The 13940-nt window shown below is 68.0% G+C and carries 15 protein-coding genes and 1 other RNA gene; 9 read left to right on the forward strand and 7 right to left on the reverse strand.

Going from position 1 to position 13940, the window contains the following annotated elements; genetic code table 11:
* Positions 1 to 145 precede the first annotated feature (145 nt).
* From BHK69_RS05165 to BHK69_RS05190, 6 genes are all read left to right on the forward strand, one after another.
* Positions 146 to 1600 (forward strand): AMP nucleosidase, encoded by a 1455-nt coding sequence (locus BHK69_RS05165; RefSeq protein ID WP_069689171.1) that lies wholly within the window; start codon positions 146 to 148, stop codon positions 1598 to 1600.
* Between the two features lie 171 nt (positions 1601 to 1771).
* The gene (locus BHK69_RS05170) at positions 1772 to 3052 is read left to right on the forward strand and encodes a phosphopantothenoylcysteine decarboxylase domain-containing protein (RefSeq protein ID WP_069689172.1); all 1281 of its coding nucleotides are present in this window, start codon (positions 1772 to 1774) and stop codon (positions 3050 to 3052) included.
* A gap of 2 nt (positions 3053 to 3054) precedes the next feature.
* On the forward strand, positions 3055 to 3546 hold the full coding sequence (dut, locus tag BHK69_RS05175; protein ID WP_069689173.1) for a dUTP diphosphatase: 492 nt from the start codon (positions 3055 to 3057) through the stop codon (positions 3544 to 3546).
* Positions 3543 to 3995, forward strand: coding sequence for an RrF2 family transcriptional regulator (locus tag BHK69_RS05180; RefSeq protein WP_069689174.1), 453 nt, complete (start codon positions 3543 to 3545; stop codon positions 3993 to 3995). Before dut ends, BHK69_RS05180 begins: the two co-directional genes overlap by 4 nt.
* Positions 3996 to 4079: 84 nt before the next feature.
* On the forward strand, positions 4080 to 5066 hold the full coding sequence (cysK, locus tag BHK69_RS05185) for a cysteine synthase A (protein ID WP_069689175.1): 987 nt from the start codon (positions 4080 to 4082) through the stop codon (positions 5064 to 5066).
* On the forward strand, positions 5063 to 5515 hold the full coding sequence (locus BHK69_RS05190; RefSeq protein ID WP_069689176.1) for a GNAT family N-acetyltransferase: 453 nt from the start codon (positions 5063 to 5065) through the stop codon (positions 5513 to 5515). The genes cysK and BHK69_RS05190 overlap by 4 nt, the downstream gene beginning before the upstream one ends.
* 14 nt (positions 5516 to 5529) lie before the next feature.
* Here the strand turns inward: BHK69_RS05190 and BHK69_RS05195 are convergent, their stop codons facing one another.
* From BHK69_RS05195 to BHK69_RS05205, 3 genes are all read right to left on the reverse strand, one after another.
* Positions 5530 to 6411, reverse strand: coding sequence for a VOC family protein (locus tag BHK69_RS05195; protein WP_083269796.1), 882 nt, complete (start codon positions 6409 to 6411; stop codon positions 5530 to 5532).
* 135 nt (positions 6412 to 6546) lie between these two features.
* On the reverse strand, positions 6547 to 7788 hold the full coding sequence (locus tag BHK69_RS05200) for an NAD(P)/FAD-dependent oxidoreductase (RefSeq protein ID WP_069689177.1): 1242 nt from the start codon (positions 7786 to 7788) through the stop codon (positions 6547 to 6549).
* A 5-nt stretch (positions 7789 to 7793) separates the two neighbouring features.
* A complete protein-coding gene (locus BHK69_RS05205) occupies positions 7794 to 8840 on the reverse strand; it encodes a YihY/virulence factor BrkB family protein (protein ID WP_069689178.1) in 1047 nt (348 codons plus the stop codon).
* 271 nt (positions 8841 to 9111) lie between these two features.
* Between BHK69_RS05205 and BHK69_RS05210 the strand changes: the two genes are divergently transcribed.
* Complete coding sequence (locus tag BHK69_RS05210) at positions 9112 to 9807, forward strand: outer membrane protein (RefSeq protein WP_069689179.1); 696 nt, start codon at positions 9112 to 9114, stop codon at positions 9805 to 9807.
* A 22-nt stretch (positions 9808 to 9829) separates the two neighbouring features.
* Here BHK69_RS05210 and recR read toward each other — a convergent pair whose 3' ends face one another.
* The 4 genes from recR to ffs form a co-directional block, all read right to left on the reverse strand.
* On the reverse strand, positions 9830 to 10435 hold the full coding sequence (recR, locus tag BHK69_RS05215) for a recombination mediator RecR (protein WP_069689180.1): 606 nt from the start codon (positions 10433 to 10435) through the stop codon (positions 9830 to 9832).
* 76 nt (positions 10436 to 10511) lie between these two features.
* Positions 10512 to 10832, reverse strand: a complete 321-nt coding sequence (locus BHK69_RS05220) for a YbaB/EbfC family nucleoid-associated protein (RefSeq protein WP_069689181.1) — start codon at positions 10830 to 10832, stop codon at positions 10512 to 10514.
* A gap of 34 nt (positions 10833 to 10866) precedes the next feature.
* Positions 10867 to 12726, reverse strand: a complete 1860-nt coding sequence (locus BHK69_RS05225; protein ID WP_069689182.1) for a DNA polymerase III subunit gamma/tau — start codon at positions 12724 to 12726, stop codon at positions 10867 to 10869.
* Positions 12727 to 12862: 136 nt separating this feature from the next.
* An RNA gene (gene ffs / locus BHK69_RS05230) (signal recognition particle sRNA small type) lies at positions 12863 to 12959 on the reverse strand.
* Positions 12960 to 13251: 292 nt separating this feature from the next.
* On the opposite strand from ffs, the gene rpmH reads away from it, so the two are divergent.
* Positions 13252 to 13386: a 50S ribosomal protein L34 gene (gene rpmH, locus BHK69_RS05235; protein ID WP_054142617.1), complete on the forward strand. Its 135-nt coding sequence runs from the start codon at positions 13252 to 13254 to the stop codon at positions 13384 to 13386.
* 55 nt (positions 13387 to 13441) lie between these two features.
* Positions 13442 to 13915: a ribonuclease P protein component gene (gene rnpA, locus BHK69_RS05240; protein ID WP_069689183.1), complete on the forward strand. Its 474-nt coding sequence runs from the start codon at positions 13442 to 13444 to the stop codon at positions 13913 to 13915.
* The last annotated feature ends 25 nt before the right edge of the window (positions 13916 to 13940 follow it).

Here is a 13940-nt window from a genome sequence, read left to right on the forward strand (position 1 = left end):
ATGAGTTAATTAACTTGACGGTTTATTATCGCCGCGCCGTTTTGCTGTCAAGCGGGCAGCGCCACATTCCATCGGACCCGCCCCTGTTGTCAGCAGGGTAGCAGCGCAGCTAGAAGCTCGATCGAACGAAAGGTACGTTCGCCCCATGACATTCGAGACCGCCGCCACGCCAGACGCCGCCGTCGACCGGCTGGAGCTGCTCTATGCGGACGCGAAGGCGGCGTTGCGCGGCGACCTGCAGCGTTTCTTCGATACGGGCGAGGCGCCCACGGCCGAGGAACGCGCGCGCTATCGCTACCCGCTGCTGCGCGTCACCTACGAACCCTCGAAGCTGCCTGCCGCGACGCGGCGCGGCTTCGCCAAATTCGCAGCGCCCGGCATCTATTCGACCACGGTGACGCAGCCGGCCGAATTCCGCACCTATCTGCTCGACCAATTGCAGCCGCTCGTCGCGGAATATGGCGCCACGATCGAGACCGGCGTGAGCCATCAGGAGATCCCCTACCCCTATGCGCTCGAAGGCGGCGATGAGTTCGGGCGCGGCAAGGTCACGGCCGCCGAGCTTGCGCGGCATTTCCCGACGCCGCTGCTCTCGCTGGTCGGCGACGAGATCGCCGACGGCACCTTCGACATCGTCGAGGGCGAGCCGCGCCCGCTCTCGCTGTTCGATGCAGTGCGGGTCGACTACTCGCTACGGCGGCTGGTGCATTACACCGGCACCGACTGGCGGTCCGTGCAGCCCTGGGTGCTGCTGACCAACTACCACCGCTATGTCGACCAGTTCGTGCGGCTGGCGCTGGCCGAAATCGAAGCCGGCACGGCCGAAGCCCTGGTGACGCCGGGCGGTGTGCGGATCGAGCGCGACGGCATCGACGTTTCTGCAGCCGAGCGGGTGATGTCGGCGCCCTGGCATCGCTTCCAGATGCCGGCCTATCATTTGATCCGCAGCAAGGGCGACGGCGTGACGCTGGTCAATATCGGCGTCGGCCCCTCCAATGCCAAGAACATCACCGACCACCTCGCGGTGCTCAGACCCAATTGCTGGCTGATGGTCGGCCATTGCGGCGGCCTGCGCCAGACGCAGATCATCGGCGACTATGTTCTGGCCCATGCCTATCTCCGGCAGGACGGCATCCTGGACGAGCTGGTGCCGCCCGACATCCCGATCCCGGCCCTGGCCGAGGTCCAGGTCGCACTGCAGGAGGCCGCCGCCGCCGTCACCGGCGAGCGCGGCGACCGCTTGAAGAACCGCCTGCGCACCGGCACCGTCGTGACGCAGGACGACCGCAACTGGGAACTGCGCTGGACCAAGGAGCGCCGCCGCATCAACCTCTCCCGCGCCATCGCGGTCGACATGGAATCGGGCACGATCGCAGCGCAAGGCTACCGCCTGCGCGTGCCCTACGGCACCTTGCTCTGCGTCTCCGACAAGCCTCTGCATGGCGAGATCAAATTGCCCGGCGCGGCGAACGCCTTCTATGAGCGCGCCGTCGGCGAGCATCTCAAGATCGGGCTCGCGGCACTGGAGAAGCTCAAGGAAGCGGGCTCGACCATTCACTCGCGCAAGCTCAGGAGCTTCGACGAGCCGCCGTTCAGGTGAGGCGTGTCGCCGTCGTTCACGGGCGAAGACCCGAGAACCTCTGGCAAGAGATGCTCGGGTCTTCGCCCGAGCATGACGGCAAGGCGGCCCGCTCCATGACGGCCCCACCCCATGACAGCCCCGCCCGCCGGATGCTAGGTGAAGGGCATCCCGGCTCAGGAACCTCCGCCCTTGTCCGCATCCCGCTCCGTTCTCCTGATCATCGGCGGCGGCATCGCCGCCTATAAGTGCCTGGAGCTGATCCGGCGCTTGAAGGATCACGGCATCGCCTCGCGCTGCATCCTGACCAAGGCGGGCGAGGCGTTCGTCACGCCGCTCTCCGTCTCGTCGCTGGCCGGCGAGCGCTGCTACAGCGATCTGTTCTCGCTGACCGACGAAGCCGATATCGGCCATATCGCGCTGTCGCGCTCGACCGACCTCATCGTCGTCGCGCCCGCTACCGCCGATCTGATCGCCAAGATGGCGACGGGGCTCGCCAATGACCTGGCCTCGACCGCACTGCTCGCCACCGACAAGCGCATCCTGATCGCGCCCGCGATGAACCCCAGGATGTGGGAGCATCCGGCGACGCGGCGCAACATGGCGCAGCTCGAAAAGGACGGCGTGCTCGTCGTCGGGCCCAATTCCGGCGCCATGGCCGAGCGCGGCGAGAACGGGCCGGGCCGCATGGCCGAGCCGCTCGAGATCCTGGCCGCGATCGAGCGCGCTCTGGCCGGCGATATGGCGGCACAGCCGCGAGCGATCGGCTTTCTCGGCCGCACGCCAGGCGGCGCGGCAATCGCGCAGAAGCCGCTCGCCGGGAAACATGTGCTCGTCACCTCGGGGCCGACGTATGAGCCGATCGACCCGGTGCGCTACATCGCCAACCGCTCCTCGGGCAAGCAAGGTCACGCGATCGCTGCCGCAGCCGCCGCGGCAGGCGCCAGCGTGACGCTGGTTTCCGGCCCCGTCGGCCTGCCCGATCCCGACGGCGTCACCACGATCCATGTCGAATCCGCCCGCGAGATGCTGGCGGCGACCGAGGCGGCGCTGCCCGCCGACATCGCGATCTTCGCGGCAGCCGTCGCCGATTGGCGCGTGGCGGACGCAGCACCGGAGAAGATGAAGAAGGGCACCAGTGGGACGCCGGCCCTGGCGCTGGTCGAGAACCCCGACATCCTGGCGACCGTCGCTCACCGCAAGACCGGCCGGCCAGCGCTCGTCGTCGGCTTCGCGGCGGAGACGGAAAACGTCATCGACTATGCCCGCGCCAAGCTCGCCAGGAAGGGCTGTGACCTGATCGTCGCCAATGATGTCGGCGGCACCGGCGTGATGGGCGGCGATTCCAACACCGTCCATCTCGTCACCCGCGACGGCGTCGAGACCTGGCCGACCCTGGCGAAGGAGGAGGTCGCGAGCCGCCTGATCGCGCATCTCGCCGGGCTGACGGGCGTCTCGAAGGCGGGAGCCTAGGCATGGTCACGATCCCCGTACGCCGCGTCGGGCATGGCGCCGGGCTGCCGCTGCCGGCTTATGAAAGCGCGGGCGCTGCCGGGCTTGATCTGCGCGCGGCGCTGGAAGAGGGGAGCATGCTCGTCATGGCTCCCGGCGAGCGCATTGCGATTCCCACCGGCCTTGCCCTGCAATTGCCGGTGGGCTTCGAGGCGCAGGTGCGCCCACGCTCTGGATTGGCGTTGAGGCATGGCATCACGCTGCTCAACGCGCCGGGCACGGTCGACAGCGATTATCGCGGCGAGGTCACGGCCATCCTGATCAATCTCGGCCAGGAGCCCTTCACGATCCGTCGCGGCGACCGCATCGCGCAATTGGTGATCGCACCGGTCACGCAGGCCCATCTCGTCGAGACGACAATCCTGGACGAAACCGCGCGCGGCGCCGGCGGCTTCGGCTCGACCGGCGTCTCGGACACGGTCAAGTCGGATACGGTCAAGGGAGCCGTCGCGTGAACCTGCTCTCGCGTCGCAGCCTGCTCGCCATCGCGGCGGTGGTCGATATCGCCCTGCATGCGCGGCCCTCGCCGGTCGCCGCCAAAATGCTGGCGGGGCGGCATGATCTGCCGCCGCGCCATCTCGAGACGCTGCTGCAGGCGCTGGTCCGGGTCGGCATCCTGAAGGGGGTGCGCGGCCCCCGCGGCGGCTATGAATTGGCGCGCGAGCGCCGCCGGATCACCGCCGGCGAGATCGCGCGCGCGGCGATGCAGGAGGCTGGCGAGGATGGCCTCGGGCCCTTGCCGCAATCGCGCCTGATCGACCTCGTGGTCGGCCCGCAAGTGGAACGAGCCTCGCAGGCCTTTCTCTCGACACTGGATGGAGTCACTGTCGAGGAGCTGTGCCAGCAGGCGGAGCGAGAAGCGGCCTTTGACGGGGCCAGCGCGACCACTGATTTCACAATCTAAATTTGTATATATTGTCTATCATCGACATGGACTGTGAATTGAATTAGCGTCGCCATCAATCAAGATCATTCCCAGGAGGATCCCATGACCGAGGCAGTGCGCACGCTCCACCCCGCTCCGAGCAAGGCCCCAGGCCGCGGCCGGGTCTATGAATCGATCACCGACACCATCGGCGACACCCCCCTGGTCAAGCTCAACCGCCTGCCGGCCGAGCGTGGCGTCAAGGCGACGATCCTGGCCAAGCTCGAATTCTTCAACCCGATCTCCAGCGTCAAGGACCGCATCGGCGTCAACATGGTCGATGCGCTGGAGGCGTCAGGCGCGTTGAAACCGGGCGGCACGCTGATCGAGCCGACCTCGGGCAATACCGGTATCGCGCTCGCCTTTGTCGCCGCCGCGCGCGGCTATCGCCTGATCCTGGTGATGCCGGAGACGATGTCGCTGGAGCGCCGCAAGATGCTGGCGCTGCTCGGCGCCGAGCTCGTGCTGACGCCCGGTCCCGGCGGCATGCGCGGCGCTGTCGCCCGGGCCGAGGAGCTCAAGGCGGAGATTCCGGGCTCGATCATCCCGCAGCAATTCGAGAACCCGCATAATCCGGAAATCCATCGCAAGACCACCGCCGAGGAGATCTGGAACGACACTGACGGCAAGGTCGACATCTTCATCTCCGGCGTCGGCACGGGCGGCACCATCACCGGCGTCGGCCAGGTGCTCAAGGCGCGCAACCCCGGCGTGAAGATCATCGCGGTCGAGCCCGAGGATTCGCCGGTGCTGTCGGGCGGCGCGCCCGGCCCGCACAAGATCCAGGGCATCGGCGCCGGCTTCGTGCCGGGCATCCTTGACCGCTCGGTGATCGACGAGGTCGTCACCGTCGGCAATCAGACCTCCTTCGAGACGGCGCGCGCACTTGCCAGGAGCGAGGGCATTCCCGCCGGCATCTCGTCGGGGGCAGCGGTGGCTGCGGCGCTCGAAGTCGGCGCGCGGCCGGAGAACGCCGGCAAGACCATCGTCGTGATCATCCCCTCCTTCGCCGAGCGCTATATTTCGAGCGCCTTGTTCGAGGGTCTGTGACGCCGGCCTCGGTTCAGATCGTCCGCGTCGGCGCTGCGCTGCCGGACGGTTTCGAGGCCTTGCGGCAAGAGGCGGCCGGCGAGGATTACGCCTTCCTCGACCGGCTGACTGATGAGGTCGCGCGCGGCGACTATGCCGGCGATGGCGACCTGCCTGTGCTCTTCGCAGCCTATGTGGAGGGTGAATTGGCGGGTCTGGGCGGCCTCACGCCCGACCCTTATGACCCGGAGCCGGAGCTCGCCCGGCTGCGTCATGTCTATGTGCGTCCCGCCCGCCGCCGCCATGGCGTCGGGCGCGCCATTGCGGCGGCCCTGATCCAGCAGGGCTTTGCCGTGGCGGCGCGGCTCTCTTTGCGCGCTGCCGATGACCGCGCCGCCGCCTTCTGGGATGCGGAAGGTTTCCGGCGCGATCTCAGCGGCGCGACGCGCACGCATCTGCTGGAACGCTGAGCCCGCCCAGCCTGTTAGCGGCGCAGTACGAGCCTGTTGCCCCAGGGATCGGCGATCGCGGGTCCCTTGGCATCCTCGCTGCCGCCGGCAGCCAGGATACGCCGGCGCATCGCCTCGAAATCCCCGGCATCGCGAGCCACCAGCTCGAAGAAGCCGAGCCCAGTCTCGCCCTCGCCGCGTGCGCTCGCGCCACGGCTGTTCCAGATATTGCCGGCGATGTGGTGGTGATAACCGCCGCTGGAGAGGAAGCTCGCGCCGGGATAGCGCACCATCAGGTCGAAGCCGAGTTTGCCGGCGTAGAAAGCCTCAGCCTCAGCCGTATCGCCGACGCGCAGATGGATATGGCCCATGCGCGTGCCGTTGGGCATGCCGGCATAGGGGCCAGCCTGCGCCTCGTTCAGCAGCGCCTGCAGATCGAGCCGCTCGGTCGCCATCTTGAGCGCGCCGTCACGGCGCGGCCAATCGGCGCGCGGGCGGTCGCGATAGATCTCGATGCCGTTGCCCTCGGGGTCCGACAGATAGAGCGCCTCGCTGACGAGATGGTCGGAGGCGCCTTCGAGCGCGATCTGCGCATTGGCGGCATGGCCGACCCAATCGGCCAGGGCGCCGCGCGAGGGCAGCAGGATGGCGAGGTGGAACAGGCCTGCCGGCGAGGTCGGACGCTCGGCGCCCTCCTCCAGCCGCACCAGAACCTCGCCATCGACGCCGAGCGTGGCGAGGCCGGGTTCCTGATGGATCAGGGCAAGGCCAATCGCGTCGCGATAGAACGCCGTCAGCGTCGCCAGGTCGTGAACCCGCAGCGCCACCGCGCCGATATGGAAAGGCGCATCCAGCGCTTCGAACCGGACGGGCGAAGCGGATTTGGCGTCCCGGTTGGAATCTTGGACCGCGAGCATGGCAGCCTCCGAAAATGAGCCGGCCTTCACTGGCCGTGTGCCCGGAAGATGGCGATCTTCGCCCGCCTTGTCGCCCCTGGCGGTGGCAAACTCATGATTGCAGCCGCGCAATCGCGGGCAATATGCGGGCAAGACTCAGGGCTTGGTCGGGTCGCGCCGGTCGATCGCGAAATGCTGGAACCAGGGTGCTTCCACCCCGCCGATCAGCGAGGCGAGCAAGCGCGAGGCGAGGAAGCTGAAGGTGATGCCGTTGCCGCCATAGCCATAGGCGGCGAGCATCCGCGCCTGCCCGGGCACTCGCCCGATCAATGGCAACCCGTCCGAAGTCTGCCCGAAGGCGCCCGACCAGGCATGGCCAAGCGTCGGTTCGGCCTGCGGCAGGAGAGCCTTGAGCTTGCCGAGCAAGGCTTTCGTCTTCTGCGGTCCCAGCCGCTCGCGCAGATCGGGATCCTCGGTCTTCTCATCCTCGCCGCCGAGCACGATGCGACCATCGCTCGTCGTGCGGCAGTAGATATAGTCCTGCGAAGCTTCCCAGACGAGCGCAGGGCCGGGCCAGAGCGTCGCCGGCGGCTGCGGCAGGGTCGCGATCGCCCAGCTCGAGGCGGTTCGGTGCAGGTCGCTCGTCACGCAAGCCGGCATCACATAGCCCGTCGCGAGCACGACATGGCCGGCTTCGACGGTCCGGCCGCCAGCGAGCTTGACGGCAGCCGCTTGCGAGCTGCTCTCGAAAGTAACCGCCTCGTCCCGGATCAAGCGCGCGCCGCGCCCGGCGGCTCGTGCCAGCAAGGCGTGGCACAGGCTGAGCGGATCGGCCTCGGCGGAGCCTGGCGAGACGAGCGCGGCCGCCCGGTCGAAGCCGAAGGCATCGAGCAGCGTCGCATGGTCGAGCAGAGCACCAGGAAGCCCGGCCCGCTCGCGCAGGATATGCTCGTCCCGAAGCTCACGCGGCCCGACCTCGCCGGCCGCGAGATAGACCGTGTCGCGCGGGATGAAGGCCGCGCCGAGTTCCAGCTGCGCGACCAGCTCGCCCAGGCCGGCTACGGCGCGGAAGCTGCGGCGATAGACATCGGCGGCGCGGTCGAAACCGTAGAGCTCCGCCAGCCGGCGCAGTGGCAGGTCGATCTCCCATTGCAGCATGGCCGTGCTTGCAGCCGTGCTGCCAAAACCCTCCCGCTCGCGGTCGATCACGACGACCCTGTGGCCGAAGGCGGTGAGATGCTCCGCTACCATCGCGCCGGTGATGCCGCCGCCGACGATCGCGACATCGCACCGGATGTCCGTTTCCAGCTCTTCGCTGGCTGGGCGCGCCGGGCCAGCGAGCCACGGGCCGCGACCGCTGCGCAGATCGTCCTGGCGGGTGGTGTCGGGATCGAGCATCCGCCTCAATCCGCGGGTTCGCCGACCGAATCGGCCATGGTCGCACCGCGCTGGCCCAGCGGCTTGGGATTGCCCATGGTGGTGTCGTGGGCGGTCTGGTGTTCGAGCTCGGCGTTGAATTCGGCCCCGGCCAGCACGATCACCGCCGAGAGCCAGAGCCAGGTCATGAACACCACGACGGTCGCAAGCGACCCATAGGTCGCGGTGTAGTTGCCGAGCGTTCCGACATACCAGGAAAAGGCCCAGGACGCGGCGGCCCAGAGCAAGGCCGCACCAATCGCGCCGGGCATCACCCAGGCGAAGCGCGCCGGATGCCGGCTCGGGCCGATCCAGTACAGGCAGGCGATGGAGAGCATCGCGACGACGAGGAAGAACGGCCAGCGCACCAGCCGTAACAGCCGTTCCACTTCATAGGCGAAGGGGAACAGCGCGGTCACCACGGGCACGGAGGCGATCACGATCAGCGCCGCCGTCAGCAGCACCACGCCGCTGATCGTCGTCAGCAGCGACAGGGCGTTGAGCTTGAGGAAGCTGCGCTTCTCGCGCTCGCGATAGATGATGTTGAGTGCATCGAAAATCGCCTTTACGGCGGCGTTCGCGCTCCAGAAGGCGACGAGGACGCTGATCAGGACGGTGAGCGACAGGGCCGAGGCGCTCTGCCCGGCAAGCCGCATGGCCTGTTCATGGATCAGGTCGCGCGCGGCCTGGGGAAAGACGATGGTGAAGCGGTCGAGCTGCTCGGCGATGGTCGAAGGATCGGTGAAGGAGCGGTAGATCGTCACCAGGAGCGAGAGCGCCGGCACCAGCGACAGCAAGGTGTAGAAGGCGACTGCGCCGGCAAGCGAGGCCAGCCGGTTGTCGGCGACATTGCTGGAAAAGCGTAGCAGCACGTCCTTCCAGCCGAGCCAGGTCATCTCCAGCGGGGAGGAGGCTGCGCGCCCGCGTGCGGCGTCCCGCGAGGCCCGCGTGAAGCGCCGTGACACCGCGCCAAAGGCATAACCCAGAGCCACGGCCGCGCTGGCCAATCCGGCAATGCGTTTCAGGAGGGCCATCGGCTGATCGTCTCCACCGCCAGGACGTTTCCACCGCCAGGACGACAGCGTAGCTGCAACAACGCAGCGCAACGCTTGTTCCGTATCAGCGCCCGACATGGCGGCTCGGACATGGCGGCTTAGGTGATTGTTAACCTTAACGCTTTCTTCTGTTCAAGGACCGGCGCGCGTGACGAACGCGCGGAAAGGCTCGGATGCTCCGGAAGGGCCGCGCTGCAAGGCGCGGCGCCAGAGCCCGAGTCCCAGACGTCGTTTGAGAGTTGAGATCGTGATGAGAACGTCGCTGAAAGCCGCGCTGACCGCCCTGCTGATCCTGACCGGCAGCGCCGCCATGGCTGCCGATCTGTCCTCGGGCAAGCAACTGCCGCCCGCGCCGGCCCTGCCGAGCTTCTACTCCTGGACCGGCTTCTATCTCGGCGCGCAGGGCGGTTACTCCTGGGGTTCGGACAAGATCAGGCAGCTCTCCGCCACCGGGCTGGGCTATGCCGGCGCCTTCCGTGATACGCCTGGAAGCGCGCTCGGCGGCGGGCAGGCCGGCTTGAATGTCCAGTTCGACTCGATCGTGCTCGGCCTCGAGGGCGATCTCGAAGCCTTGCAGGAGCGCGGCGGCTTCAGCCTCGGACGCAGCCAGCGCGATTGGCAGGCCTCGCTGCGCGGCCGCATCGGCTACGCCTTCGACACTGTGATGATCTACGGCACGGGCGGCGCAGCCTTCACCGAATTCAATCTCCGATCGTACGATCCCGCCTCCGGCCTCGGCGGGAGCACGCAGGTTTCCAGGGCCGGCTGGACGCTCGGCGGCGGCGTCAACTACGCCTTGACCAGCAACCTGATTCTGGGAGCGGAATACCGCTACACCGATTACGGCAAGTTCGACCACGCTGCCCGGAACACCGCACTGGGCCTCGCCAGCGAGCAGGAAGCGAAGACGCATACCGTGCGGGCGAGCCTCGCCTACAAGTTTTGAGCAGGCGCCGTCCGGGAGCGTTCTAGAAGCCCGTGCGCTGGCGGATCGCGGCGGCGAGCGTGCCGTCGTCGAGATAGTCGAGCTCGCCACCGACCGGCACGCCATGGGCGAGCTTGGTCACCTTGACCGGCAGATGGGCTAGAAGGTCGGTGACGAAATGCGCCGTGGTCTGGCCGTCGACCGTGGCGTTGAGCGCCAGGATGATTTCCTTGACCGCCGGATCGGAGGCGCGCGCCACCAGCGCCTCGAGCGTCAGATGCTCCGGCCTGACGCCGTCCAGCGCCGACAGAATCCCGCCCAGCACGTGATAACGCCCCTGGACCGCGCCCGAGCGCTCCAGCGCCCAGAGATCGGCGATATCGGCGACCACCACGATCTGCCCGTCGTCGCGGCGCGGGTCGCGGCAGAGCGAGCAGGGGTCGCTCGTGTCGATATTGCCGCAGCTCGAGCAGACGACGATGCGCTCGCGGGCGATCGCCATGGCTTCCGAGAGCGGGCCGAGCAATTGCTCGCGCTTCTTGACGAGGTGCAGCGCGGCGCGCCGGGCCGAACGCGGCCCCAGCCCCGGCAATTTGGCCAGGAGCTGGATCAGGCGCTCGATCTCGGGGCCGGCGATGGCGCGGGACATGGAATTATCCGGGGACAGGCGAGTAGCGAATAGCGAGTGGCAAAGCATTCCATTCGCCACTCGCTATTCACTCGCTTCAAAACAGCTTCATGCCGGGCGGGATCGGCAGGCCCTTGGTGATCTCGGCCATGCGCTCCTGCATGACCCGCTCGGAGCGGCTGCGCGCATCGCTGCAGGCGGCGACGATCAGGTCTTCCAGGATCTCGCGCTCATCGGCCAGCATCAAAGCGGGGTCGATCTTCACAGCCTTGACCGCGCCCTTGGCCGTCATGGTGACGCTCACCATGCCGCCGCCGGCCGCGCCCTCGACTTCGATCGTGTCGAGCTCGGCCTGAACATTGGCCATCTTCTGCTGCATTTCCTGCGCCTGCTTCATCAGGCCCATCATGTCGCGCATGGTCGCTTCTCCCAAAAAACCGGGTATCGGAAAATCAGAAATCGATGCCGTCGAAATCCGGCTCGCTATCGTCGAAGAGCGGCTCGGCCTCAGCCAGGTACTCGTCCTCGGAAGACGCCGCGGCAGGCGCCTCGGAGGCCGCGGCGCGGGGATCGCGGACATCGACGATGCGCGCGCCCGGAAAGCGCTCGAGCACCGCCTTGACCGCCGGATGCGAGGCCGCGTCGCTCTCGCGCCGGTCCTTCTCGGCCTCGGCCTGCTCGCGCAGGGTCGCGCCGCCCTCGGCGGTGACGACCGCGACCATCCAGGTCTGGCCGGTCCATTCCTTGAGCTTGCGCGAGAGGTCCGTGGCAAGCGTGCGCGATGCGCCCGAGGTCACCGAGAACTCGATCCGGCCAGGCTCGAAGCGCACCGGGCGGATATCGCGCTCCAGCGCGATCTTGAGCGTGATGTCGCGATGCTGCGAGGCGAGCGCCACGACATCCTCCAGCGAAGCCACCTGCACCAGCGGTTGGGCCATGGCGCGCGGGGCAGCCATGGCAGCCGGCATCGGGTTGGCGCTGGCAAGGACCGGCCGCGCGGCCAGCGCCGTGTTGCCGCCGCCCGAGGGCGGGCGCGGTGCGGAGGAGGGCGCGCCATTGCCGCCGGACATGGCTCCGGAGCCGTCGCGCAGCATCCGCAGGGCTTCATCCGGCGTCGGCAGATCGGCGGCATGGGCGAGGCGCACCAGCACCATCTCGGCCGCCATGACCGGCCTGTCGGCCTGCTTCACTTCGGTGATGCCCTTGAGCAGCAATTGCCAGGTCCGGGCGAGCACGCGGATCGATAGGCGCTGGGCGAAATCGCCGCCGCGCAGGCGCTCGGCCTGGTTCAGCGTGTTGTCCTTCAGCGCCTCGGGCACGAGCTTGAGGCGCGTCACCAGATGGGTGAATTCGGCGAGATCGGTCAGCACCACGACCGGATCGGCGCCAGCGTCATACTGCGCCCGGAGTTCGCCGAGCGCGGCGGCGATGTCGCCCTTCATCACCACCTCGAACAGGTCAATGATGCGGGCCCGGTCGGCGAGGCCGAGCATGGAGCGGACATCGTCGAGCATGATCTGGCCCGCCGCATGGGCGATGGCCTGATCGAGGATCGAGAGTGAATCGCGCACCGAGCCCTCGGCCGCGCGCGCGATTGCCGCCAGCGCCTCGTCCTCGGCGTCGACGCCCTCGGCCTTGCAGATGCCCGAGAGATGCGACACCAGCAGGCTGGCATCGACACGGCGCAGGTCGAAGCGCTGGCAGCGCGACAGCACCGTCACCGGAACCTTGCGGATCTCGGTCGTCGCGAAGATGAAGCGCGCATGCGGCGGCGGCTCCTCCAGCGTCTTCAGGAAGGCGTTGAACGCACCGGCCGAGAGCATGTGCACCTCGTCGATGATGTAGACCTTGTAGCGGGCCGAGACCGGCGCGTAGCGCACCGCGTCATTGATCTGCCGGACATTGTCGACGCCGTTATTGGAGGCGGCGTCGATCTCCATCACGTCGATATGCCGGCCCTCGATGATGTCCTTGCAGTGGATGCCGAAACGGGCGAGGTCGGTCGTCGGCGCGCCGCCGCCATCCTCGGTCTGGTAGTTCAACGCGCGTGCCAGGATGCGGGCGGTCGTGGTCTTGCCGACACCGCGCACGCCGGTCAGCATCCAGGCTTGGGGAATACGGCCGGCGGTGAAGGCGTTGGTGAGCGTGCGCACCATCGCATCCTGGCCGATCAGGTCGCCGAAATGGGCGGGGCGGTATTTCCGGGCCAGTACGCGGTAAGGCGTCGGCGCGGCCAGGGCGGGCGCAGGCGCCGGTTCGAAGCCGGCAAAGCCAGGTTCGTCTGAGGTGGCGGCGTCGGTCTCGTCGGTCATCAGACTGCTTTCGCCAATCGCGAGGCGACGGTCAACGCTTAGTGACGGTCAAGGCCTGGTCTTGTCGCGGATTGCCTGAAGGGCGTCGCAGATGGTGCGATCGCGCCGCCAGGCCGCATGCCGGTCGCGCGCATGAGGTGGGAGGCTGGACGAAGACCCGTTCGGTCTCGTTAGGGCTGCTTCCTTCCGGACCTGACCCGGTTGGCGAGTGAGACGTCCCTCGCCAACCTCCCGGGCGCTATATCGGGGATGTCGCGCCCGAGCGCAAGCCTGCCTGTCGCTGTTCCCGGCTCAAGCCGTCCTTGGCGGTCATGACCGCCAAGGACGAAGGGTCGCAGGCCGGCGCGCTCAACCCGGGCATGTGGCCGGGCATTCGGCATTGACTTGGACGGAGCCATCCGCCATAAGCCCGCCACTTGCGCAGCCTTGTAGGCGGCGCAGAACCTTTTGCATGACAGGCTCGCATGGTCACGCTTCCCGAGGGAAGCCGCGACCGCCGGGCTGACAAGGCCCCGGAGACGGATCGTGAAGAGAACTTATCAACCCAGCAAGCTGGTTCGCAAGCGTCGCCACGGCTATCGCGCTCGCATGGCGACTGTCGGCGGCCGCAAGGTCATCGCAGCCCGCCGCGCCCACGGCCGCAAGAAGCTTTCGGCCTGAGCTGCCGGCGCGTGAGCCTCGCGCGCCTTCTTGTCTGGAAGACTGGCCAATCGCCATGCGCCTCGCCCGTCTGACCCAACGCAAGCAATTCCTGGCGGCGGCCGAACACGGCCGCCGTTTTCGTTCGTCGGTACTGACGGTGCAGGTGCGCGACGCTGCCGAGGAGGCGGGCCGCGACGGCTTGCGCCTTGGGCTGACCGCCTCGCGCAAGGTCGGCAACGCTGTCAAGCGCAACCGCATCCGCCGCCGCCTGCGCGCCGCTGCCGCGCTCGCGCTCAGTGCCCAGGCCGGGCGGGCCTGCGATGTCGTGATCATCGCGCGCACTGAAACGCTGAGCGCCGGCTTCGAGGCCCTGGTCGCCGATCTCTCGATCGCGCTCGACCGCGCCCGGCCGGCCAAGCCCCGCCTGGCCAAGCCTTCTGCGCCCAAGCCTTCTGCGCCCAAGCCCCCTGCGGCCAGATCTGGTCGCAAGCCCCCGCAAGACCAGCGGCGCGCGCCCGATAGCGGCAGCGCGCCGGCCAAACCTTAAGCCCCGTCGGGCGTCAGCGAGATTT

This window comes from Bosea vaviloviae (genome assembly GCF_001741865.1).
Lineage (GTDB): Bacteria > Pseudomonadota > Alphaproteobacteria > Rhizobiales > Beijerinckiaceae > Allobosea > Allobosea vaviloviae.

Bases quoted from the DNA above. Each gene is read 5' to 3' on its own strand.
- BHK69_RS05165 (WP_069689171.1), top strand. From the start codon at position 146: ATGACATTCGAGACCGCCGCCACGCCAGACGCCGCCGTCGACCGGCTG.
- dut (WP_069689173.1), top strand. From the start codon at position 3,055: ATGGTCACGATCCCCGTACGCCGCGTCGGGCATGGCGCCGGGCTGCCG.
- cysK (WP_069689175.1), top strand. From the start codon at position 4,080: ATGACCGAGGCAGTGCGCACGCTCCACCCCGCTCCGAGCAAGGCCCCA.
- BHK69_RS05195 (WP_083269796.1), bottom strand. From the start codon at position 6,411: ATGCTCGCGGTCCAAGATTCCAACCGGGACGCCAAATCCGCTTCGCCC.
- BHK69_RS05200 (WP_069689177.1), bottom strand. From the start codon at position 7,788: ATGCTCGATCCCGACACCACCCGCCAGGACGATCTGCGCAGCGGTCGC.
- BHK69_RS05205 (WP_069689178.1), bottom strand. From the start codon at position 8,840: ATGGCCCTCCTGAAACGCATTGCCGGATTGGCCAGCGCGGCCGTGGCT.
- BHK69_RS05210 (WP_069689179.1), top strand. From the start codon at position 9,112: ATGAGAACGTCGCTGAAAGCCGCGCTGACCGCCCTGCTGATCCTGACC.
- recR (WP_069689180.1), bottom strand. From the start codon at position 10,435: ATGTCCCGCGCCATCGCCGGCCCCGAGATCGAGCGCCTGATCCAGCTC.
- BHK69_RS05220 (WP_069689181.1), bottom strand. From the start codon at position 10,832: ATGCGCGACATGATGGGCCTGATGAAGCAGGCGCAGGAAATGCAGCAG.
- BHK69_RS05225 (WP_069689182.1), bottom strand. From the start codon at position 12,726: ATGACCGACGAGACCGACGCCGCCACCTCAGACGAACCTGGCTTTGCC.
- rnpA (WP_069689183.1), top strand. From the start codon at position 13,442: ATGCGCCTCGCCCGTCTGACCCAACGCAAGCAATTCCTGGCGGCGGCC.